Genomic DNA, 25,509 nt, shown 5'->3' on the forward strand with positions numbered 1-25,509 from the left:
TTCCATCCTTAATTCTAGGTCTAACAATCATCTTGTTGAATTATAGACAAAGCTATTTTAAACTAAACCTGTTACGTTCCTAATGAAATTATTTAATAAAGCGCTTTTTTTATCTTTTTATATTGCAATGAGTCTGACCTCATGTAATAATGCTACAGAAGGTTCAAAAAATAAGAAGGAAGTTATCACTTTTGAAACCTTATTAACTGAACTTACCGATAGAAGCTCTTTAACTCAAAACCCTGGTGGCAAATGGAAACAATATCAAGCCAGTAGTTATCAACGACTTTCTAAAACCCCAGAGGACACAGCAGGTTGGTATGCTAATAATGATTGGAATCATTTTCAAAGTATAGACACTATAAACGGGCGTGTGGAACAAGTGCTTTTAGATGTTAGTGGCCCAGGGGTGGTCACCCGTATTTGGAGTGGTGGCAACCCTAATCGTAAAGCAATTCTTAGATTTTATATCGATGGAGACAGTATTCCTGTTTGGGAAGCAGATCAGGCGGGAGCGCTCATAGGAGAAAATAAAATGATAGGTAAACCTTTGTCAAGCTTATCAGTAAATAAAGAAAATGAAGCAGCCAAAAATCCTGCAAAATTAGGACATAACCTTTATGCTCCTATCCCCTTTTCTAAACATATAAAAATAACCTATCAAGGTCCCGTAAAAAGGCCTCCACCAGGAAACGGGCTTTTTTATAATATCAATTATCGTATCTATGAGGATGCTAAAGCCATAGCAATGGAAAGCATGACTTCTCAAACAACAACTAAATATAAGGAAGCACTTAACACAACAAATAAAAACCTAAGTGACTTTATGCGATTAAATGCTGCCGGAACGAAAACTTCAAAAGAGACTAAAGTCCAAAAAGAAGAATTTTATCTGGAACCAAAGCAATCTCAAAAACTAGAAATTAGTGGAATGGCTGCGATACACCGTATAATGTTATCCCTCAATACGAAGAATAAAGATCAGGCAGTAAAAGATTTATCCATAAAGCTATCTTTCGATAATAAGGTAACATTAGATATGCCTGTTGGGTTTTTCTTTGGTAGTGGCGATCAATTATTGCCCGTTGCAGACTGGTACCATAAAATGGATTCAAGCGGTACAATGGCGACATTTTGGGTTATGCCATTTAAAGAAAACTCTGTTGTTTCAATATCTAATAATGGTACAGAAACTATATCTGCAGATTTAGAAATTGGATATAGCAAAACAAAATGGACAGATAATACGTTTTATTTTCATGGAAAATATCAATCCCTTTTAGGATTTGACACTACAGCCAAAGAAGGTAAAGACTACAATTTTATAAGCCTAGAAAATTCAGGAATATATGTTGGCGATATACTACAAGTGACTAAAGAAGTAGCTGGATGGTGGGGAGAAGGTGACGAAAAAATTTATGTTGATAATGAATCATTTCCTAGCCATTTTGGAACTGGAACTGAAGATTATTATGGCTATGCCTGGGGAGGTCAGTATCCAGATCCGTTTGCAACTCCTTTTGTAGGACAGCCTATTGGAGAAGCTAACCGGAAAGATATTGACGGTGGACGTTCAGTAAATACACGTGTACGGGCTCTGGATGCAATACCTTACATGACTTCTTTACGTTTCGACATGGAGTCCTGGAACTGGCACGGCGGCTCTGTAGATTATGAATGGGCATGCTTCTGGTATTCAGATCTAAATTAAATCATGGTTTAAAACAAAGGTTCTAAATAAAAAACATTCAAGGAAGTTACCCTTTTCAAGGTACAGTTCAAATCTAATACGAACCGGAAAGCACAAAATCAAGTTTTATTTAACAGATCTTATAAAGCTTAACCAAAAACTAAATTAGAATCACACTGTATTTAAACAATTAATTTTAAGAAATACTATATGGATAAAAGAGAATTTTTAAAACTTTCTAGCCTAGCAGCTACTGCCATGATGTTAAGTCCTTATATGTCATGCTCTAACAACCCAGGTAATCCCGCCTATTTACAAGGCTATGGTGATTTGTATGCTGAAAATCCCCACGCAGCATCTTTAAAATGGTTCCGGGATGCTAAATTTGGGCTTTTTATTCATTATGGGCTTTACTCGTTACTTGGAAGGGGCGAATGGGTACAGATCAAGGAACAAATTAGGGTCAAGGAGTACGAAAAATTAAAAGATAAGTTCACCGCTGAAAATTTTGATGCCGATTTTATAACCGATCTGGCTCTTGAAGCCGAAATGAAATATGTAAATATTACCACAAGACATCACGACAGCTTTTGTCTTTGGAATACCAAAACCACAAATTTTAATAGTGTAAATTCCCCTGCCAAACGTGATCTGGTGGAAGAACTAGCAAATGCTTGCGCTAAAAAAGGATTAGGTCTCTGTCTATATTTTTCTCACGGAAGGGACTGGAGACATCCTCACGCACCAAATAATGACAGATGGGGCAGTTTTGCTCGTCCGAAGTACGACCCTGAGGAAACCTACTATAAATATGGAGAAGAACATGATCTAAATATTTATTTGGATTATATGCACGCTCAACTCAAAGAACTATTGACTAATTATGGCCCCATAGCAAGCATCTGGCTCGACGGCCACGGAGTGCCGATGAATGGTCCTACCGAAGAATTTAAGATCCAGGAAACCTACGATCTCATTAGAAAGTTACAACCTGCTTCTTTAATTTCTGCCAAATGGGGGTATAATGGGAAAGAAGATTATTTTGCTCCAGAATATCACTGGTTAAAAAATGAGCCAGAACAAACCAAAAAAATGGTAAACTCCGGTAAGCCTATAGAAATATGTACACATATAGCCGGATGGGGTTATGACAAAAGTAAGGACGGTAAACATCGTGGAAAAGATTCTATAATTGAGAACCTTGAATATGCTGGTGATTACAATGCAAACCTCTTATTAAACATTGCCCCAAAACCGGATGGAACTATAGACAAGCAAGATATTGCAACGCTCAAAGCTGTTGGAGAGCATATTAGAAAAAATGGTTTTCCAAAGTCTTAAAATACAGGAATAACGAATCTGGATAGCATAATTAAAAATATACAATCAAAGGGCTATCCAATCTAAAATAAGTAAATAGCCCTTTGTAACAAACACTTGTAGATTAGCATTGTACTGTTTAGTTAGGCGCTTTAAGATATAAACAACTTTACAACCTGAATCAACCTAAGAACTGGTAAAAAAGCACGAGTTAATAGCCACTATTTCAAGCAACAAATTTAATAACAGGCTCCTTTTTTCTTAACAGACTAATAATAATATCGCCAGAGCTCCTATATCTGAAATGTTCTGCCTAGCGAATATTTTTGAATTAATCATGGTGGTCTATTTCGGATCTTTTTATACCAATATTTTATCTTGTATAAATTAGTAGTTTTTTACATTGTTTCTAAATTTAAGCCATGATCAAAAAGTAAAGTGGCCACTTCTTTGGAAAAACAGCCTTTATTGCATATTTGGATCATCTACATTAGGCTGGATATATTATTGTGACAACACCTAATTAATTTCTATGACAACCTCAATCTCCTGCGCATAAAATGAAAATAGGGCAATTAATAATTACAAGAAAATTCACGAAATGATGGTTTAAAAAAAAGAGGGTTCAGTAGCACTGATCCCTCTCCTAAAAACTAAAACTAAACTTTAAATTGGCTAATCCAGATTACTTTTTAATTAGTCTATATTTATCAATTTATTTTTCCCTTCTACTTTAAATAATAGTCCCTGAACTTCTTTCCACTAGAACCTATTTCACCCGTATTTAGATTGATCATGTTCCATGAATTATATAGAACCAGGCCATTTACACCATTATCAATTGCAGCTTCAATTCGCGTTTTTCTATTGGCGAATTTTTTAAACATGTTAACTTCAGAATCCCAAACTGGGAAACCTTTAGATTTTTCTATATATTCCTGCCATCTGCCGTGATTAAAACCAAGGTTATGTGTTGTAGAGATATCTACATAATCAAGTATACGAGTCTCATCTAAATATTTAATCCCCGCTGGCAATCCCCAGACATCTGAACCTAATAATTTTGCACCGCCCACATTTCCCTTAATGGAAGCATATATATAATTTATCTGCTCAGCACTCCATATCCTTCCTGGAGCTGCATCTTCATTAAATGGAGAAATAAAATCCAATTCGAATTCCTCCGCAAAGGAGATAATTCTATTAACAAGGATATCACTCTTCTTTTGATCCCCAAGTACAGGTGACAAATCGCCTAAATCTCCATTCGCGATACGTTGACCCCCAGCGTGATTGGCAGGATTTGCAAAAATAAGGAGTTTTTCGGCTTTACATTTGGCAACAAGGAAATGGAGAAGTTGCTTTTGTTCTTTTGTAATATGCCCTTCTGGAAAAATTGGAATACGAATTCCATCCACCTTGAATTCATATTTAAATCCTTTCACCAACATATTAATTTGATCTTTAGATGAAAGTTTTTCCTGAATAAAAGCTTGCTTTACGTCCCCTAAAATCGTTTCTAAATTTCCCTTATATTCTTTCTCTACTGAAAATTTAGCCGCGGCATCAAAGACAATAATTTCTTCTTCTTTGTCTGGTGCTGAACAGGATAGTATCAACAAAAAACATAATAACTGACTTACAAAAAATACTTTTTTCATATTATATTAATTTAAAGGTTGTTAAAATAAGACCTCACAATTCTTTATCAGATTGGAGATATGTACTTTGGTTAAAAGTGAAAACTTTGGAAGGGGTACGTGCGTTGTTAATTACTTCTTCCATTTCTTTAATCTTTTCAGGATATTTATTGGAAAGGTTATTCTTTTCTCCCGGATCTTTATTAAGGTCATAAAGCTCTAATGGGGCATCTGGATTTTCCAACACGTTATATTTAACTGCTTTCCAGTCACCCATCCGCACCGCTTGTCTACCTCCTGCTTCATGAAATTCCCAGTATAAATATTCATGACCCACCTGATCCTTGGGTTCTCCGAAGAGTGTAGGAAGGAAAGAGATTCCATCAATATCTTCTGGTTCTTTCTCCCCGACTATTTCTACAAAGGTTGGGAAGATATCCCAGAAAGCCGAAATATGATCGGTACTACTTCCCTCCTGAATATTGCCAGGCCATTTTACGATCATCGGGACGCGAATTCCCCCTTCATATAAATCCCGTTTGGTTCCACGAAATGGCCCATTACTATTAAAAAATTCAGGATCATTACCTCCCTCGGTATGTGGACCGTTATCTGAAGTAAAAACTACAATAGTATTATCTGTAAGTCCTTCTTCTTCAAGTTTCTCTACAATTTCCCCAACCTGATCATCAAGGAGAGATACCATAGCCGCATAGGCTTGACGTGGATTTTGTTGAGTGGCATACTTTCCCGACCCGTCACCATATGCTTCCCCTTCAGCTCCGAAAAAGGCTTCGCCCTGTTCAAATTTGGATTCAAATTTCTCCATATACTCCTTTGGCGCTGCTAATTCCGCATGAGGTATAATAGAGGCGACAAATAGAAAGAAGGGTTTTTCTTTGTTGTTATCTATGAACTTTAATGTTTCCTGATGAATAAGTTCAGGAGCATACACTTTTTTTGCAGCATCAAAATTATTTTCCAGAACAATAGAGTCATTATTTGACCAGAGGTGCTCAGGATAATAATTATGTCCTAATCGCTGGCAATTATATCCATAAAAAGTGTCGAAACCCTGTTTAGTTGGGTCCCCCTCAGAACCCGGGAATCCAAGGCCCCATTTTCCAAATGCTCCTGTTTTATAGCCTGATTTTTTTAAGGATTCGGCCAAGGTGTAAGTTTCATCCGGAATTGGATACTGCCCTTCCGGCTGTATTTCCTTATTCCCACGCACCACCGTATGACCCGTATGCATTCCGGTTAAAAGTGCAGAACGGGAAGGGGCGCACACCGTGCTTCCGGAATAATGCTGGGTGAACAGCATGCCTTCAGCAGCAAGCTTATCTATATTGGGGGTTGAAAATTTTTCCTGGCCATATATACTTAAATCACCATAACCTAAATCATCTGCTAGTATATAAATAATATTGGGCTTGTTTACCGGCCTTTCATCAGTGATTGAGGTATCGCTTTTATCTTTATCCTTAAAAGCACAGGCATTTAAGAAGCTTATAGCGGTAAAACAAATTATCATTAATATGTATTGCTTCATCTAAATTTGAAATATGGGGGATCAGGGAACAGGGTTATTCCTAATCAAATCACTATTAATATTATATTTCTAGATTAGTGGTTTATCTATACCCATTATTTGTAGGGTCAGATTCCAATAAATTAGGGTTTAGTAATATTTCGCTCTCTGGGATAGGAAGTAAAACATGATACGGTTGAATATTGTCACCTGGATTGTTCCAGGGTCTATGTTCTGTATTTTTTACGGTTTCGAGAAGAATCCCCCATCTTATAAGGTCCATCCTACGATGACCTTCTGTGGCAAGTTCAAATTTTCTTTCATCGTATAAATTTTCTCTAAATTCTTGCTGGGACATTCCACTCCAGGGCATGTCAGGTTCAAAAGCTCTCTCCCTTACCTTATTCACATATTGGTAAGCCGCATCTGGCCCATTTAATTCATTTTCCGCTTCCGCTGCCATTAAATAAACATCTGCCAGACGAAATACTATATAATTCTCATTATGATTTCCCCTGGGAGATTCATTGTTTAGGTTCCAGTTTTTTCGGAAATATGGAAAGCTTAATTCGTAACCTAAATATTCAGTAACTATTGTTGCATCATATCGAAGGTCACCTTCCTGCCAAGTACTCTGATCAGCTATTTCCGGTAAAGGAATTGCCCATCCATAACCAGTCATCCCCTGATTTAAAGCATCTAGGTCATCCCTCAATAATTGCCAATTTGGAGGTGTTCCCGCATTTCGATTTTTTGGCTCATCCCTTAAACGCGGATTATAGTCATCTGTACGCTGAGTGTTACCATCGCCATACACCGGATCTGTAGTAAAATCTACCACAAAAATATGTTCTGCATTGTATTGATTACTAATATCCTCCTGATCAAATACGGCTGCGAAATCCTCTAAAAGTCGATGAGGTGAATTATCTATAACAAATTTGCTTTCTTCAAGAGCCAGTGCCCATTCTTCATCGAAGAGGTGATACTTTGCTTTTAAAGTAGCGGCAGCCCATTTAGTAGCCCTACCGAGATTTGAATCATCGTAATTACCTGGAAGTAATTCAATAGCACGTTCCAAATCGGCTTTCATGTCAGTTCTTATTTGATCTTTTGAGGTACGTCCTAGACTGCCCAATTCTGCAAGGGGTAGCAATTCTCTGAAATAAGGTACATCCCCCCAGAGGTTGGTCAAATGGAAATAAGCGAGTGATCTCATGAAAAGGGATTCACCCAATACCTGATTTCTTACCTCTTCTGAAATTTTTTCGTTTCCCTCGATATTAGAAATAACCAGGGATGAATTCCTGACAATTTCATATAAACCTCCCCAGGTTCCATTTCCATCGGCAATCCCCTCATCTATGCGATAATTGTGAATATTACCATTTACATTCCTGCTAGGTCCAACTTCATCTGCTCCATTTACCAGATAATTGTCTAATCCTCGTGTCTTATAAAGACTCCCTCTATGCAATATTCGATATAGCCCGTTAGAAGCTAATAATGCTTCCTGATCGCTATTGAAAAAATTATCGGTAGCGATTTGATCTCTTAAATCCTCTTCAAGAAATGTTTCACAGCCACTCAGAATGAATAAAACCGAAAACAATACTGCTACATTTCTAACTAATCTATTATTTCTCATTTGTTTTAAATTAAAATTCAACTTTAATACCCGTAACTATACTTCTTGAATAAGGATACTGCCCACTCGCGAACCCTTGGGAAACTGAATTGAACCCACTACCCGCACTAAAATTATTTACTTCCGGATCACCTAATCTAAATTTAGACCAAAGGGCAAGGTTTCTACCACTAGCGTAGATATTAATGGATTTAAAGGTGTTGCCTAGATTCATTTTATCCACTGGTATATCATAAGACAGTGTAACCTGTTTCAACCTGAGGTATGAACCATCTTCTACGTTTAAGGTACTGTTGGGGTTAAATAGACTGGTAGAAGTTCCTGCACGTGGCACATTGGATAATTCATTTTCACCTTCTACGTATCTATCTAGAACTCTATTATCTAAATTTTCATCCCCTCTCCCATAAAAGGAGGTTTGAGACCTGACATTAAAAATGTCATTCCCGTAAGAACCATGAAAAAAGACATCTAAATTGATATTCTTGTAGGTAAATGAATTTCTAAACCCACCATAGAAATCTGCTTCAGGACTTCCTATGACTGAATAATCTGCGGTATTGATGGTTCCATTCCCATCCACATCTCTAAAACGTGGGCTACCTAAAAATGATCTTCCCTGCGTACCATCATCAATAATTTCCTGTGGATCCTTGTAGGTTCCCAGGTATTCTGCTCCAAAAAATACTGGCATTGGCTGTCCTACAATTAATCTCGCTGAACTTCCTCCCTGGTTTCCCGTAGATTGTATATTAATAAACTCCTCAGCTCCAAGATCAAGAACTTTGCTCCTGTTTTGGGAAACAGTAAGTGTCGAACTCCACTGGAAATTTTCCTTATCTATATTTATAGTATTTAATAGTAACTCAAAGCCTTTGTTTTCCACACTACCTACGTTTTCCAGAATCCTGTTACCTGCCGTATTGGGAAGATCTCTAAAAAGCAGCAGGTCATTTGTAGTTTTCTGGTAGTAATCTGCTTCGAATGAGATGCGATTTTTTAACAATCCAATCTCAATTCCTAAATCTAACTGTTCTGTAGTTTCCCATTGTAAATCTTCCGAACCAGGTCCGGAAAGGATTATTGCAGGGTAAAGGTTTTCATTAAAATAATTAAACTGCGAATTAAAAATATCAAAGGAGTTATACGCATTTACACCCTGCTCACCTACTTTACCAAAACTCGCTCTTAATTTTAATCTGTTTATGGCGCTTACATTCTCCATAAAATCTTCTTCATCAATATTCCAGGCAATTCCGGCAGAAGGGAAAAAAGAATATTTATTTCCCTTTTCAAAAACCGAAGAACCATCCTGCCTTCCTACCAGGGTAAGTACATATCTGCTATCATATGAATACGTCAGACGGCCAAGAAAGGATACTAAAGTACGCTGATTATAGCCAGAATTTACCTCATAAGAATCTGGATCTGAACCAAGTGAAAGATTATTATATTCTACAACATCATTAGGAAATCCATCTGCTGATGAAGAAGTACTTTCGGAAACTATTTTCTGCCATGTAAAACCACCCAAAAGATTCAATGAATGTTTTCCCAGATCTTTCTTATAGGTAAAGGTATTCTCATTAAGGATATCCTTAGATTGATTCGTGTCAATATCGGCAAATCCACCTCTATTATTATTTAACAGCCTCTCCGGTAATAGACCTGGCAAGTATTGATTACTTTTATAAAAATTTTGGGTAATTCCCAAAGTACTTTTAAGTTTAAAATCTGTGAATAACTCATATTCAAAAAAGGAGTTTGCAATTATATTAGTGACTAAATCATGATCTACCCTTAGTTGAATATCGGCTTCAGGATTACGCTGAAGACTTCCTGTAACAGGATGAATCCCTGTAAAGTTTCCTTCCTCATCATAGATGGTTCTTGTAGGAACTACGCCAGAAACGATTCCTCCAAAACCAACCTTATTATTTTCTTTCTTTTGGCCAGTAAGGTTTAAACGAAAACCTGCTTTAAATCGGTCCGAAATATCGTAATCTAGATTACTTCGAAAGACTACTCTTTCTATACCCGATCCGCGAATTATCCCTTTTTGATTAAAATAATTTAAAGATGTATAATAATTGGTGTTTTTTGAATTACCCATGATGGACACATCTAAATTATGAGTTACTCCTAATTGAGATACCACATCAATCCAATCTGTAGTAGGAACTTCACTTGGATTCTCATAAATCAATGGCAAAGAAGTATCCCGCATTCCAAGCTGCAAAGAAGTGCCATTAAAATCTACAGGATCGCCCGGTACAAACTGAGCTGCCTCATTGATGTAATCTATATATTGTTCCCCTCCCAATATATCTATTTTGTTCGCTAAATTATCCAGACTCACATAAGAATTTACCGTGATTGTAGGTTTCCCTATCGGTTGTCCTTTACCATCTTTGGTTGTAATGATTACCACGCCAGATGCCCCTCTCGTACCATAAATAGCAAGAGCTGTAGCATCTTTTAGTACTTCTATGGAGGCAATGTCATTAATATTTAAATTGTTGAGATTAAAACCAGTCCCAACAATAAATCCATCGACCACAAATAAAGGATCATTGTTTCCATTTATTGAACTGTTACCTCTAATCCTGATAGTAGATCCACTGCCTGGGGCACCATCATTCGAGGTAACTTCAACCCCAGCGGCCCGGCCCTGTAAAGCCTGATCAACTCTTGATACGGGTTGATTCTCCAGGACTTCTGCCTTTACCGATGAAACTGAAGAAACCAGATCTTTTTTACTGGTAGTACCATAGCCGATCACAACTACCTGATCCAGCATTTCATTGTCGGCAGCCATAGTGACATTTATATTTATTTTATCTCCTACTTGAAAAGATTGTGCAGCAAATCCCAAATAAGAAAATTCTAAAATGTCAGATTCTGATGCTTCAATACTATAATTACCATCAAAATCAGTAACTACCCCAACATTAGAGTCCTTAATTATGACATTTACACCCGGTAATGGAATATTCTCCTCATCGGTAACTGTTCCCGTAATGGTTTTTTGTGCCATTATTGAAAAACTACAGAGAAATAGAACAATAGATAATTTTAATTTCATGTTAAATAATATTAGTTAAAGAACCATTTTCGATTCATTCCGCAATTGTAAGTGATCAAAACTAAACAGACTTTTAATAGTAATTATATCAATATCTAGATTAAAATGTTGCAAAAGTTCTAATTCTTTAAGTTTAAAAGACTAATGCAACATTTTGCACCTCTTTTTTCAACATCTGTTTTTGTTAAATTCGTTAACACTGATTTTTATTCAGATATTAGCAATTTTAGAGCACGAATTTTTCTATATTTTTCGTTTTCTTATGTTCAAATGATATTTTTATAATAAAAAGCAGCAAGTATTTAACGTTTATGAATTCTTCATATAAACATTTATTTCTGATTGTCTGGTTGTTTCATCTAATTTTAGTTGGAGCGCATGGACAAAATTCTAATAAGCCTAGCTTATTCCACGAGTTACAAATTGACGGGAATGTTTTCAACAAAAAAACCAATGTTACATTTGAGGATTCGATGGGATTTTTATGGATTGGAACAAATAGCGGTTTATATCGCTATGATGGTTATAACCTAAAGAAATATCAATATGATGTATTTGATGAAAACAGCCTGCCCAATAATAATATTAATTCAATAGCAGAGGATAAAAATCAGAATTTGTGGTTGGGCAGTGAAAGCTATCTTATTTTCTATAACCGGAAAAAAAATACATTTAAAGGTTTCTTTAAAAACAAGGCTGCTAAAGTACTACTAACTACTGATAACAGTAGTTGGTGTAGCCTGGGAAAAACGGGGTTGTTTAAAATAAAGATTTCCACTAATCCTACGGAAGAAAACTTTTGTGAAATAATATCCTACAATGGGAATGATTTCCAGATCAACCAGGTTAGCTTTATGCTAAATGATATTCATAATAGAAAATGGATTGGCTCTCCTGAAGGAATATTTTTATTGAAAGATGGTAAATTAATCCCTACAAATATTGATTGGGATATAAGAGAGCTAAAATATTATTCTCCCAATTCTTTTCTCGCCGTAACTAAAAACGGAGTTTCCATACTGGAATATGAAAAAAATGGAGCGAAGTTGGAAATCCTTGAGATCTACTCAAACTTTTTATCAAAAAGTAATTCAGAAGCGCTCCCTACCTCCGTTGCTATCAATCCTGAAAATAAAACAGTTTGGCTTGGTTCTACTAAGGGCTTATATAGAGGAATCCGACAAAATAATCAGTATTCCTGGAATTATATTAATAAAAGTCAAGTAGCAAAAAATAGTTTACTGAGTGATCACATATACTCCACGAATATTGATTCTTATGGAAATTTATGGATTGGGACCTTAAAAGGTGTAAATAAATATATAGGCAGGAATTCAGTTTTTGAATACCATCCCCTTCCTGATAATTTGGAAAATGATTTTGTTCATGCGCTCTACTCTATAAATCAAAACAATTTATTGATTGGATTGGAAAAAAACGGTCTTCATCTTTATAATATAAAGAAAAAAAGATTTCTAAAAAGCCCTATAAAAAATACTACGGAAGCAATCAAAAAAGATCACCTCAATGAGGGTTTTTATATCTCCAGTAATAATCATCTTCTTAAAACCGGCAATATATCCAATCAGGGTATATTAGAGTTCGATACGATAAAGAGTTACCAGCGTTCCGTCAAAGATATTCTCCCTGTTAATAATAACAAAATTTGGGTAGGCTTATGGAGCGGCGGCATGGATATAGTGAACACGGCCACTTCAATTGGGGAATTTGAAAACATGGTTATCAAAGCCCTAAAGCAATATAATATTTCTGTTTTGATGCGTGACAGTCATGGAAATATTTGGATAGGCACCAGGGGTGAAGGACTATACTTTGCTAATACAATAGATGAGACCTTGCAAAGTTACCTTCCGAGCAAAGAGTCAGGATTAACTTCTAACGCCATTCTATGCCTGCTGGAAGATGAAACGGGTAATATTTGGATAGGCACCCGTGGTGGCGGGCTTAATGTGTTAAATAAAACTACCGGCCAGTTCAAATCTTATAGTATTAAAGAAGGTTTAAACTCCAGTATTATATCTGCTATGGAAATAGATAATAAGGGTCACTTATGGCTAAGCACCCAAAATGGACTTTCTCGATTTAATATTAAAGAAGAAAAATTTCTGAATTTTGGGACGGAAGACGGGGTTACGGAAACTCAATTTATTTTTAATTCCAGTGCTGTAGATCGTGGTACAGGAGATATTTATTTCGGATCAACAGACGGATTCTACTCCATTCACACCCAGGATTTTTCTCAAACTAACCTGGAGCCCAAAACAGTAATAACAAGTTTTAATGTTTTAGGAACGGCTGCCCCCAACAATACATCCATGAATGCCGAAACGGAATATAATATAAATGACACCACATTATTAGAGCTCCCGTACAACAATAACAACTTATCTATTAAATTCTCCTCTTTAGATCTCACCGCCCCAAATAAGAACAGGTTTGCTTATAGACTTGAAGGATTAAATGATTATTGGATCTATACTACTGCTGCAGATAGGAATGTAAATTATCATGACCTAGCTCCTGGAGATTATACTTTCAAAGTAAAGAGTTCCAACAGTGATGGGATCTGGAATAACAATCCTGCAACATTTAGTTTTAGGATCCATCCGCCTGTTTGGCTAAGTCCCATAGCTATACTCATTTACTTTTTAGTAATTATAGGTATTATTTCCATAGCTTTCGTCTTAATTAGAAGATGGTACAGACTCAAGAAACATCTGGTAGCAGAAACTATAAGCAGACAAAAAGACAATGAACTGAATAGGATGAAAATGGTATTCTTCACTGATATTTCCCACGAACTCCGTACACCACTTACTTTGATTATGGGAACTATTGAAAAGATTATAGCTGATGGCACCTATAAATTAAGTCCGCTTACTGCTAAACGCATCCATGGCAATTCTTTGAGGATGAAAAGATTGATAAATCATATTATGGATATTAGAAAATATGATGTGGGAAAATTTAAACTTAAGGTTTCAAAAAGTAATATAATAGAAGACATCCAATTAATAAAAAATGCTTTTAATGATTTTGCTAGAATTTATCACATTCAATATAAACTAAAATCAGATTACAAGCATCTTAAAGCCTGGTACGATGAGGAAATATTAGAAAAAATTCTTTTCAATTTACTTTCAAACGCATTTAAATATACTCCCGAAAAAGGAGAAATATTAATAACAGTTACTCGCAAAGAAGGGCATGAATTAGATTATTCCGACACAAATTTTAAACCAGGTAAATATATAGAATGTTCAATAAGGGACAACGGTTGTGGAATCTCCAAAAAAGATATGGCTCTGATCTTTGATCGTTACTACCAGGCTACTAATATGCCCAGCAATCAAATTCCTGGTACGGGAATAGGAATGGAACTGGTTTATAAACTAGTTGAAAATCACCATGGTGCAATAAAAGTAGAAAGTGAAGAAAATAATTTTACAGAATTCACTTTTGTACTGCCAAAACAAAAATCACATTATAAAAAAACAGAGAGAGTAAAGAAATCTGCTAATTATATTAGGAAAAAACTGGACTCGGAATTACTTCTAAAGTCGCCTGATACTCCGGAAGTAACTGGCCAGACCAGCGATAAAAGTAAATGGAAATTGAAAGTCCTTTTAGTTGAAGATAATCAAGAATTAAGAAGGATGATGAAAGAAGAACTTCTAAATCTCTATGTGGTATTGGAAGCATCAAACGGTGAAGAGGGATATAATCTTGCCCTACAGGAAAAACCTAACTTAATCGTTAGTGATATATTAATGCCGGTGACAGATGGAATTACCATGCTCAAAAAAATTAAAGCTACTCGTGAAATAAATCATATCCCTGTTTTCATGTTAACGGCCCGGGATTCTCACGAGGTAAAATTACAATGTCTGGAACTTGGGGCTGATGATTATATTGAAAAGCCTTTTAGCCTGGAATTTGTTAAATGGAAGATTAAGAATACCCTGGAATCCAGAAGAGTCTTAAAAGAAAAGTTTAGCAAAGTAATTTCGACGGAACCTTCCACTCCGGAATTTGAATCAAATGATGAAAAATTTATTAAAAAGTTAATCGTCATTATTGAAGAGTCCATGGACGATAATTTGTTAAGTGTGGAATATTTGGCTTCTGAAGTTGGGATGAGCCGGGCAAATCTATATAGAAAATTACAAGCCATTTTAAACGAGACTCCTGTTAACTTTATAAAGCAAATCAAACTCAAAAGAGCCAAACAACTGCTTCAAAAAAACAGTCTCTATATTTCTGAAATTGCTTATATGACCGGTTTTAAAAGTCAGAAATATTTCAGTAAATGCTTTCATAAGGAATATGGAATGAGTCCTTCAGATTATGCTAAAAAATTTACTGAAAAAACCTTAACAGAAAATTAAAAAATTAGAATTATTTAATTTTTAATTTATGTATATCCGTAAAGTATCCTAAGAATGATAAATAACGTCATTCTGAACTTGGTTCAGAATCATATAACACTAATAATCAATATTGTAAATTGAGACCCTGAAATAAATTCAGGGTGACGAAACAACTATAGGACATAAAGCGGATCTACAATTTAATTTTCTTCTCCCAAGCATTCCAAGAATTACTTTTAGTTTTTAGGAAAAACAGCTTCAATATAAAATAAACAGTTTATCCAGACTGGAAAGTGCCATATTATACATTATATACACATTTTTGAAACAAAGGTGGGTGATAAAGTCAAGCTAAAGCATCTACTTTTAGCTCTTATAGAAAAACCTTAATTGAACCCTAATTATGAAAAGGAATGTTGCAGTATGTATCTTAATACAATTCATGATATCCCACCACTTATATGCATTTCAAAATGAAATTGTGGATACCCAAATAAAACCCTGGGAAGATCCACAGGTTTCAGGTATCAACAGAATGCCTTCAAAAGCTACTTCAGTATCCTACACCAGCCTTGACAAAGCCCTTTCTGGCGACCGCAAATCTTCCTCAAGATATAAATCGCTTAATGGTGACTGGAAATTCAGTTTTGCCTCGGTTCCTGAAGAAGCTCCATTAGCGTTCTATAAAAGCGATTTTAATGCTAAGTCCTGGAAAACCATTCCTGTTCCTGCAAACTGGGAATTACATGGTTACGGTACAGCCATCTATACCAATACAAAATATCCCTTTGAACCGGTTAATCCCCCGTTTACTCCCAAAGATGATAATCCGGTTGGCAGCTACAGGACCAAATTTGAAGTTCCTGATAGTTGGAAAGATATGCAAATAAGCCTGACTTTTGGAGGGGTAAGTTCAGCATATTATGTTTGGGTGAATGGTAAACTAGTTGGATATAGTGAAGATAGTATGCTGCCCACGCATTTTGACATCACCCCATATCTTAAAGATGGTAAAAACCAATTGGCGGTAAAAGTCTATCGCTGGAGTGACGGCGTATATTTGGAAGATCAGGACCACTGGCGTTTAAGCGGGATACAACGAGATGTTTACCTTTCCGCAGCGCCAAAAACACAAATTTATGATTTCGCCGTACGAACCGATCTGGATGAAAATTACAAAAACGCAAGCCTTCAGTTAAGGCCAAAAATTAAGGTTTTTGATGATGCTTCCCTGGATGGCCTGATGCTGAATGCCCAGCTTTACGATGCCGAAAACAACCCGGTGCTTCCTGAAGAATTGAGCATGAAAGCCAGCGATATTTTCAATGAGAAGTACGGCCAGCGTGGAAAGCCGGCATGGCCACTCATGGAAGTAATGTTAGAAAATCCGAAAAAATGGAGTGCTGAAAATCCAAATTTATATACGCTGGTTTTCAGCCTTAAAGATAAAAATGGCATTATTTCAGAATATAGGAGTACGAAAGTTGGGTTTAGAGAAACTGAAATTAAAGACGGGCAGTTCTTGCTTAATGGGGAGCCAATACTCTTTTATGGTGTGAACCGCCATGATCACAGTCCGGAAACCGGAAAAGTGGTAAGCGAAGAACTGATGATCCAAGACATAGAACTAATGAAGAAGTTCAATTTTAATGCTGTTAGAACTTCACACTATCCAAACGATGAGCGTTTCTACGAATTATGCGATGAATACGGCTTGTATGTAATGGACGAGGCCAACCTTGAAACACATGGATTGGGTGGAAAACTAAGCAACGATGCTGCCTGGACCGACTCGTTCCTGCAACGGGCGGTTAGAATGGTTCAGCGGGACAAAAATCATCCTTCCATAATAATCTGGTCCCTTGGAAATGAATCGGGTTCAGGTTTTAACCACGCCACAATGGCCCGCTGGATCCAGAATTTTGATCCCACGAGGCCGGTACATTATGAAGGTGCACAAACTACCGGCGGCGCCAAAAAGATTGAGGATAAGTTGCTTAGAGACCCCATGTATGTGGATATGGTGAGCCGAATGTATTCCCCTATTAAATATATGGTTAACATGGCCAATTGGGAAGAAGAAGATCGCCCGGTGATCTGGTGTGAGTATGCCCATTCCATGGGAAATTCTACCGGAAACCTTTTTGAATTCTGGGATGCTATCCGGGAAAATAAACATATGATTGGCGGATTTATCTGGGACTGGGTAGACCAGGGTTTGCTTCAGAAAACTGATGACGGTGAAAATTTTTATGCTTACGGAGGAGATATGGGTGATACCGAGATCAACAGTGGTAATTTTTGCCTTAATGGGGTGGTTGATCCTGCAAGGGAGCCAAAACCGGCATTATGGGAATGTAAGAAGATATTTCAGCCGGTAGATATGCAGGCCGTGAATCTGGAGGAAGGGATTATTTCAGTAACTAACCGGCACGATTTCACCAATCTGGATCAGTTTAATATTTCCTGGCAGTTACAGGAGGATGGAAAGGTGATTTCAGAAGGAAAAATTTCTCCAGTTTCATTGAAACCAAATCAATCCAAAAATCTGGAGATCCCTTTCAAAAAACCAAGGCTTAAAGCCGGAGCAGAGTATTTCCTAAGACTTGCCTTCACACTTAAAAATGGTCAAAAATGGGCTCCGAGCGGTCATGAAATAGCCTGCCAACAATTTAAGCTTCCTTTCGGCAAGAAACCGGAAACTTTTGCGTCATCGAAAACAGCAAAAATCACGCTTAAAAATAATACGGTGAAAGGAAAAGATTTCACTATCACTTTTGATCCCGAAGAAGGACTAAAAAGCTATAAATTTAAAGGCGAAGAATTAATAAATCAGGGCTTTAAACCCAATTTCTGGAGACCCTCTACAGATAACGATCGTGGCGGCGGAAATACCCTCAAAAACCTCGCTATTTGGCATGAAGCTTCCAGAAAGGCAGAAATTTCTGATTTTAAGATATTCCAACGGAATGAAAATGAAATCTATACAGTAGTTGCCTATTCATTTCCTGAAACTTCTATTAAAATGACCGTTAACTACACTGTCTATGGTAATGGAAAAATACTGGTAAACACTAATTTTGAAGCCGGGAAAGACCTACCAATGATGCCCAAAATAGGATTGCAGTTTCAAATCCCCAAAAGCTTAGACCAGTTCACCTGGCTGGGAAAAGGGCCCTTCGAGAATTATAGTGATCGGGAAAAGGCGGCAGATGTTGATTTGTATCAACAATCGGTAAAGGATGATTATCATTCTTATATCAGACCACAAGAAAGCAGTAACAAAACTGAAGTACGTTGGTTTTCACTAACCAATACCAACCATACAGGATTAAAAATCACCGGGATTTCAGATAATTTAAGTATCAGTGCCTGGCCCTACACCACGGAAAATATTGAAAAGGCATTACATACCTACGATTTAGAAACTCAGGATTTTATCACTGTAAATGTAGATTTGAAACAAATGGGTGTGGGTGGTGATGACAGTTGGTCAAAAAATGCACTTCCTCATGAGCAATTCCGTATTCCTGCTAAAGACTATTCGTATAGCTTTATAATCAGTCCTATTTCCCTAAATAAAAACCAGGGTAGAACGACAATACCGGAGATCCCGTTTGAGGAGTAAAGCACTCAATTTTGACACTTTTACTTGTAAGGCTGTTATTGAGGAAGATAAATAACGGTAAATAAATTACCTAAAAAAATGAAGAGATATATTGTACTTTTTATAGTAATTACGCTTTTCTCTGATTGCCTTACGCAGAAAGATAAAACCACAAATGCCAGGAACCCCAATATTGTCCTGATCAATGTGGATGACCTGGGCTGGAAAGATTTGGGTTTTATGGGTAGCGAGTATTATGAAACCCCAAATCTTAATGCATTTGCCAGAGAAAGTATGGTATTTACAAACGCTTATGCTTCAGCTTCAAATTGTGCACCAAGCCGTGCAAGCATGCTTTCCGGACTTTACACTCCAAGACATGGTGTTTACACCGTAAGTCCTTCCGATCGTGGCAATGCTAAAACGCGAAGACTTATTCCGGTAAAGAATACTGATTTTCTACATGACAGTATTTACACCCTTCCGGAAATGTTGAAGAATGCAGGCTATATTACCGGGAATTTTGGCAAATGGCATGTTGGTAAAAACCCGGCTACCCAGGGAATCGACTACAATCGTGGAGGTAATGAAAAAGGAAATCCGGGTAAAAACGGTTATTTCTCGCCTTATAATGTAAAATACCTGGAAGACGGTCCCAAAGGTGAATATCTAACTGACAGACTTACACAGGAGGCCCTTCAATTTATGGAAAAATACCGGGATACCAGTTTTTTCCTTTACATGCCATTTTACACCGTACATACCCCAATTATGGGTAAGCCGGAACTCACTGCTAAATACAAAGCTAAGCCTGGCTCCAAGGGACAGGACAACCCGGAATATGCCGCAATGGTTACCTCTATGGATGAAAATGTTGGTAAAATCCTAGATTTCTTAAATAACAATAACCTCAAAGAAAACACTATCGTGATCTTTACTTCTGATAATGGGGGTATTCCCTACATCTCTTCCAATGCACCGTTAAGAGCCGGCAAAGGCTCCTATTATGAAGGCGGAATACGTGTTCCCCTGGTTATTCGCTGGCCGGGAAAAACGAATGCCGGGAGTACTTCTGAAGAACGGGCTACTAATCTGGATTTCTATCCCACTCTACAAACCTTTCTGAATCCGGGAAAAAAAGCGCCAATACTGGATGGAAAAAATTTATTGCCAATTCTAGAAGAAGACAACATCATTGAGAGGGATTTTTTCTTTCATTTTCCTATTTACTTACAAAACAATGGACAAATGCCTGATAACGGGAGGGATCCCCTTTTTAGGACCAGGCCGGGTTCAGTCATAATTTCAGGAGACTGGAAACTGCATCAGTATTTCGAAGATGAAGGCCTTGAATTATATAATCTGAAGAAGGATGTAGGCGAAACCAAAAACCTCGTAGATAAATTTCCTGAAAAAACTTCAGAATTGTTGAAGAAACTGGAGAAATGGAGAAAAAATACAAACGCACCTGTTCCAACCGAAAAGAATCCTGGATATGATAAGACATTTGAACAGAAACAAATTCGGAAATTATTGAAAAAAGAATAAATATGAAATTTAAAAATACAGGAGCATCCATACTTTTTTTAATAACATTCATTGCTGTTTCATGCGGTTCAAAACCTGAAATGACAGAAAAAAACATAGAAAAAATTGCTAAAAGAGAACCTGAAAAACCAAATTTCTTATGGCTGGTAGTCGAGGATATGAGTCCGTTCCTTTCCATGTACAGTAATAAATATACTACCACCCCTACTTTGGATTCGCTTGCCCAACAGGGTTTGGTATTTACTCATGCCTATTCCAACGGCGCCCAGTGTTCACCGGCACGTTCTACTTTAATATCGGGTATTTACGCTCCTATGTTGGCTACCGACTGGCATCGTCAAAAACGGCCTGTTCCGCAGGAATTCTATTATCCTAAATATCTGAAAGACGCCGGTTATTATGCCACTAATAACAGTAAGGAAGATTATAATGCCAGTAACCGCCCGGATAATATCTGGACTGAATCCAGCAGAAAAGCGACTTATCTAAACCGGGAAAATAAGGAGCAGCCATTTTTTGCAGTTTTTAACTATAATGGCACACACACCCAACGTGTGGCAACCCGTGATACTACTGGACGTAAACCAAGGACCATAGCACTTGATAGTGTGGATATTCCTCCTTACTTACCAGATGAATCATTAATCCGAAACGATATTGCCTGGTATTACGATTCTATAAATGAAATGGATCTATGGGTTAAGAAACAATTAGATGAGTTAAGGGCCTCCGGTGAACTGGAAAACACCATCATTTTTTTCTATTCCGATCACGGTGGTTGCCTTCCTCGCGGAAAGGCCTATGTTTATGATACCGGCACACACGTCCCGCTAATTGTGAATGCGCCGGAGAAATATCAGGACATGCTTAATGTGAAATATCCCGGAAGAGATGACCGCCTTGTTGGTTTTGCAGATTTTGCCCCAACTATCTTCAACCTCGCCGGCATCCAGAAACCAGATTTTATGATGGGTCAGCCTTTTTTGGGATCAAATCAACCGGAACCTAATGATTATATTTTTACTTTCAGAGCAAATCAGGAGCAAAGTTTTATCCCATCCAGATCCCTTACAGATGGAAGATATCGATTGATCTGGAATTTCAATTCAGCCTATCCAAATGGTACCAGACAATCCTATCAATGGCAAATGCCGAGTTATCAGGGGTGGGACCATGCTTATATCGATGGAAAAACCAATACCATGCAAAGTGAATTCTGGGAACCTACAACTGCACTGCAGTTCTTTGATACGGAAAATGATCCTTGGGAAGTAAATAACCTAATTGGTAATCCTGATTATCAGGACAAGATCACGGCTATGAAAACCAAACTGATTTCTTTTATGAAAGAAAATAAAGATTTAGGTCTTTATCCATGGTCTATGCGACGAAGTGAAAGAAAACAACCTTTTTATGATTATGTAAGGGAAACCAATCAACCTGTAGAAATGGTTATTGAAGCGGCGGCTTTTGCCAGCACGGCGACTGCTGAAGATTTACCACAATTGAAGGCTATGTTCAAGGATACTGAACCTGCAGTAAGATATTGGGCTAGTATTGGCATACTTCAGCTTGAGGAAAGAGATTTGTTGAAGAGCATTCCGAAGGAAGTCTACCAAAACTTCAATAATTCAGAAGAGAATAAAGAGGTCCGACTTTTATCGGCCGAAATCCTGGTAAAAGCTGAAGATAGTCGGGAGGCGTTGCAATATGTTTTGGAAGAAGTAAAAAATGACTATTTCATTGCTTATGCCACGCTTCAGAATCTGGGAGAAGAGGTTAAACCAATCGAAGAAGAATTACTGGCATTAAGCGAAAAAAAAGGAATTAATCAATTCTACATCCGCTCAGCTTTGATCAATTCAGGATACCTACCCTATTCTGCAATCTGGCCGGGAGACTCAAAGAGATAGAGGTTATTAGGAATAATATTATGAATATATAAACCCCATACAGGAATAGGCAGTACTACAATAAAAATGAAGAATTCAAGAATGGTATATAATCTACCTCAACGATATAAAGATATACTATTGTTGAATTTAATCAAAATAAAGTCTGGCTGGGGGTCGCGAAAAATGAGCATGAATCCAATTCAGATATAGCCTTGACGGTATAAATTTAAGAAACCCTAAAGAAAGTAATTTAATAATATTAATTATGAAGAATGAAAAATTTATCAAATAAAAATAAATCTTCGACCTTAAAAATAATCTTATCATTTACTATTTATGCAATAGTTGTTTCGTCTTGTAAAAATGAAAATAACAAAACTGTAAATTCTGAAAATACTGCAGTTCCCGCTATAAAAGTAATCACAGAAAAACCTTCTAATATCGACACACCTGAGGGAATGGTATGGATCCCCGGTGGTACTTTTATGCAGGGAGCCATAGAATCAGACGACATGGCCATGAACCATGAAAAGCCTTCGCACAAGGTTGCGGTTGATGGCTTTTTTATGGATAAAACCGAAGTGACCAATGCTGAATTTCAACAATTTGTCAAGGAAACCGGCTATGTAACGGTAGCTGAGAGAAAGATAGACTGGGAAGAGATGAAAAAGCAGCTTCCACCCGGTACACACAAACCTCATGATTCTATTTTACAACCCGGATCGCTTACTTTCAAAAAAACAAAAAACAGCGTCCCCAATCTCTACGATTATTCACAATGGTGGAACTGGACAATTGGTGCCAACTGGAAGCATCCTGAGGGACCTGACAGCTCTATCAAAGGAAAAGAAAATTATCCGGTAGTGCATATCGCATTTGAAGATGCACAGGCCTACGCACAATGGGCCGGTAAACGTTTACCAACCGAAGCGGAATGGGAGTATGCCGCACGGGGGGCTCAGCCAGACGCGGTTTTTAGCTGGGGCAACGATTTGGAAAAGCTTTCAGAAATGGCAAATTCCTGGGAAGGAGAATTTCCCACTGCAAATAGTAAAGAAGACGGCTTTGAAAATATAGCCCCGGTAAAATCTTATCCTCCTAATCCTTACGGTTTATATGATATGGCCGGGAATGTATGGGAATTTACCCAGGACTGGTACAATATTAATTATTACGAGAATCAAAAAAATAACGGAGTGGTTAAAAACCCCAAGGGTGCTTCTGAATGGTTTAATCCTAATGCTATGTCACCGGAGAAAGTAATCAAAGGCGGATCGTTCTTATGCAGTGCTTCCTATTGTGCGAGTTATCGAATTTCGGCCAGAATGGGAAATTCACTTGATTCTTCACAGGAACATTTAGGTTTTAGAACAGTTTCCACACCTAACATGTTGGAAGAAAAGAAACACTAGCAGATTAATGCCCATTATGGAGAAGGTAATCCCTGTAAACAACAAAATTTCCCATAGATCAAATATTAAAATAGAAGCTTTTGATCCAGCCAAACGTTATACCAGGCCGCACCGTCATCATAAATATCTGGAACTGGTATATTTCAGCAAAGGGTCTGGATACCATTTTATGGATGATCACAAGTACCCTGTAGCACCACCCATTCTTTTTGTAATTAACAAAGCAATGGTCCATCACTGGGAAATCGATAGTTTACCTGTGGGATATGTCATCATCATTAAAGAACAGTTTCTGGAGAATACGCTAGACCGGGCTATCAATAAACAACTGTATGCCATAAACCAGCTGACAGTTATTCCTATCGAGGAAAACCACTTTATAGAAACCCTCTTCCAACTATTAGCGGAAGAGATAAAAAATAAAGCTTCCAATCAAACGGAAGTATTGGAAGGACTTTTAAAAGCATTGTTCAGCAAGCTGTTGAACCATGTCAATTCCTCGGAACAGGTTGTTCCCGACTGTAAGTTATCTCAACTGGATTCCCTGTTAGGGCACAAACTTAAAAATGAAGTAAACTATTATGCCCGCAAGCTCCATACGACCCCCCAAAACCTGAACAGGATCTGTAAAAAAGAATATAATAAAACAGTGTCTGAAGTAATTGGTACTAAAATAATTAAGGAAGCAAAGAGACAATTACAATACACTACCGCTCCTATAAGCCATGTCGCCTTTTATTTTAAATTTAAAGATGTATCCCATTTTATCAAATATTTTAAAAGGCACACTGGGGTGACCCCTTTAAAATATAGAAAGAATACGCTTTAATACCATTTTTCATTCATATAGACCATAAATATATTTCTATTAAACGTAAATTCGACCCTTATAATATATTTAAGTGTAATGAGGCGATCTATTCCCTTACTGTTCCTACTTTTCTTAACCGGTATTTCTTCCGCTCAGGTCAGCGGAAAAATCATGGATGCCTCCAATAACTATCCCCTGGAATATGCCACAGCTGCCTTGTTTGAAGCAGGGAGCAACAAATTGATAAAAGGGGTAATTACGGATGCTAAAGGTAGCTTTAAAATTCCCAAAGTGCCTGTGGGGACCTATTTCCTGGAAGCCTCCTTTATAGGATACCAAACGCGAAGCGTTCAGCAAATTGTGATCACCCCTGTCACTAAAAATTTGGAGCTTGGTAACATTCCTCTGGACCTCAGTGAAAACCAGCTTAATGAGGTAGTAGTGGAAGGAGAACGTTCTACGGTAGTGAGCAAAATAGACCGACAGGTATTTGACGCCAGTAAATTCAGAAACAGCCAGGGTGGTAGTGCCACAGATGTGATCAGGAATATCCCTTCAGTGAGTGTAAATGGGCAGGGTGAGATCAGCCTTCGTGGAAGTACAGGATTCGTGGTCCTGCTGAATGGGTCCCCCGTGCAGGGAGATCCGGCTACCCTTATCAGCCAATTGCCTGCCAATGCCATTGCAAGTGTGGAGGTCATTACCGCCCCCTCTGCAAAATATGATCCGGAAGGAAAAGCAGGTATCTTGAATATTATTACCAAAAAAGGTGCTGCAGACGGGAACTATGCGCAAATAAATATTTTGAGTTAGTCATTTAAGTTCTGTAACTTAGTATCAACAAAACGGCTATTATGGAAGATTTTAAAGGGCAGAGTATACTAAACTTTATAAAAGAACTGCCAAATGATGATGCTTGCAAGGCATATCT

General features: G+C 37.4%; 13 protein-coding genes. 9 read left to right on the forward strand and 4 right to left on the reverse strand.

The genetic code is table 11. The features are described from left to right. The first annotated feature begins 82 nt into the window (after positions 1-82). Both DHD80_RS07160 and DHD80_RS07165 read left to right on the forward strand, forming a co-directional pair. The gene (locus DHD80_RS07160) at positions 83-1,711 is read left to right on the forward strand and encodes a glycoside hydrolase family 172 protein (RefSeq protein ID WP_251740475.1); all 1,629 of its coding nucleotides are present in this window, start codon (positions 83-85) and stop codon (positions 1,709-1,711) included. Positions 1,712-1,900: 189 nt separating this feature from the next. After that, positions 1,901-3,031 (forward strand): alpha-L-fucosidase, encoded by a 1,131-nt coding sequence (locus DHD80_RS07165; protein ID WP_251740476.1) that lies wholly within the window; start codon positions 1,901-1,903, stop codon positions 3,029-3,031. Between the two features lie 707 nt (positions 3,032-3,738). Here DHD80_RS07165 and DHD80_RS07170 read toward each other — a convergent pair. From DHD80_RS07170 to DHD80_RS07185, 4 genes are all read right to left on the reverse strand, one after another. Then, the gene (locus DHD80_RS07170; protein WP_251740477.1) at positions 3,739-4,671 is read right to left on the reverse strand and encodes a hypothetical protein; all 933 of its coding nucleotides are present in this window, start codon (positions 4,669-4,671) and stop codon (positions 3,739-3,741) included. A gap of 34 nt (positions 4,672-4,705) precedes the next feature. Next, positions 4,706-6,202 carry an arylsulfatase gene (locus DHD80_RS07175; RefSeq protein ID WP_251740478.1) on the reverse strand — a complete coding sequence of 499 codons (1,497 nt, stop codon included), beginning with the start codon at positions 6,200-6,202 and terminating at the stop codon, positions 4,706-4,708. 82 nt (positions 6,203-6,284) lie between these two features. Beyond that, positions 6,285-7,829, reverse strand: coding sequence for a RagB/SusD family nutrient uptake outer membrane protein (locus tag DHD80_RS07180; RefSeq protein ID WP_251740479.1), 1,545 nt, complete (start codon positions 7,827-7,829; stop codon positions 6,285-6,287). 10 nt (positions 7,830-7,839) lie between these two features. Further along, positions 7,840-10,914: a TonB-dependent receptor gene (locus DHD80_RS07185; protein WP_251740480.1), complete on the reverse strand. Its 3,075-nt coding sequence runs from the start codon at positions 10,912-10,914 to the stop codon at positions 7,840-7,842. A 311-nt stretch (positions 10,915-11,225) separates the two neighbouring features. On the opposite strand from DHD80_RS07185, the gene DHD80_RS07190 reads away from it, so the two are divergent. The 7 genes from DHD80_RS07190 to DHD80_RS07220 all read left to right on the forward strand — a co-directional run bounded on the left by DHD80_RS07190 (position 11,226) and on the right by DHD80_RS07220 (position 25,391). Further along, positions 11,226-15,323 carry a hybrid sensor histidine kinase/response regulator transcription factor gene (locus DHD80_RS07190; RefSeq protein ID WP_251740481.1) on the forward strand — a complete coding sequence of 1,366 codons (4,098 nt, stop codon included), beginning with the start codon at positions 11,226-11,228 and terminating at the stop codon, positions 15,321-15,323. 385 nt (positions 15,324-15,708) lie between these two features. Beyond that, positions 15,709-18,933 (forward strand): glycoside hydrolase family 2 TIM barrel-domain containing protein, encoded by a 3,225-nt coding sequence (locus DHD80_RS07195; RefSeq protein ID WP_251740482.1) that lies wholly within the window; start codon positions 15,709-15,711, stop codon positions 18,931-18,933. A gap of 78 nt (positions 18,934-19,011) precedes the next feature. Continuing rightward, a complete protein-coding gene (locus tag DHD80_RS07200; protein ID WP_251740483.1) occupies positions 19,012-20,460 on the forward strand; it encodes a sulfatase in 1,449 nt (482 codons plus the stop codon). Positions 20,461-20,462: 2 nt separating this feature from the next. Next, entirely contained in the window at positions 20,463-22,373 is a 1,911-nt protein-coding gene (locus tag DHD80_RS07205) for a sulfatase (protein WP_251740484.1), read from the forward strand. A 254-nt stretch (positions 22,374-22,627) separates the two neighbouring features. Further along, positions 22,628-23,767 (forward strand): formylglycine-generating enzyme family protein, encoded by a 1,140-nt coding sequence (locus DHD80_RS07210; RefSeq protein WP_251740485.1) that lies wholly within the window; start codon positions 22,628-22,630, stop codon positions 23,765-23,767. A 16-nt stretch (positions 23,768-23,783) separates the two neighbouring features. Then, the gene (locus tag DHD80_RS07215) at positions 23,784-24,596 is read left to right on the forward strand and encodes a helix-turn-helix domain-containing protein (protein ID WP_251740486.1); all 813 of its coding nucleotides are present in this window, start codon (positions 23,784-23,786) and stop codon (positions 24,594-24,596) included. A gap of 78 nt (positions 24,597-24,674) precedes the next feature. Next, entirely contained in the window at positions 24,675-25,391 is a 717-nt protein-coding gene (locus tag DHD80_RS07220; RefSeq protein WP_251740487.1) for a TonB-dependent receptor, read from the forward strand. Positions 25,392-25,509 lie beyond the last annotated feature (118 nt).

Source organism: Gramella sp. AN32 (assembly GCF_023718305.1).
Classification (GTDB): Bacteria; Bacteroidota; Bacteroidia; order Flavobacteriales; family Flavobacteriaceae; genus Christiangramia; species Christiangramia antarctica.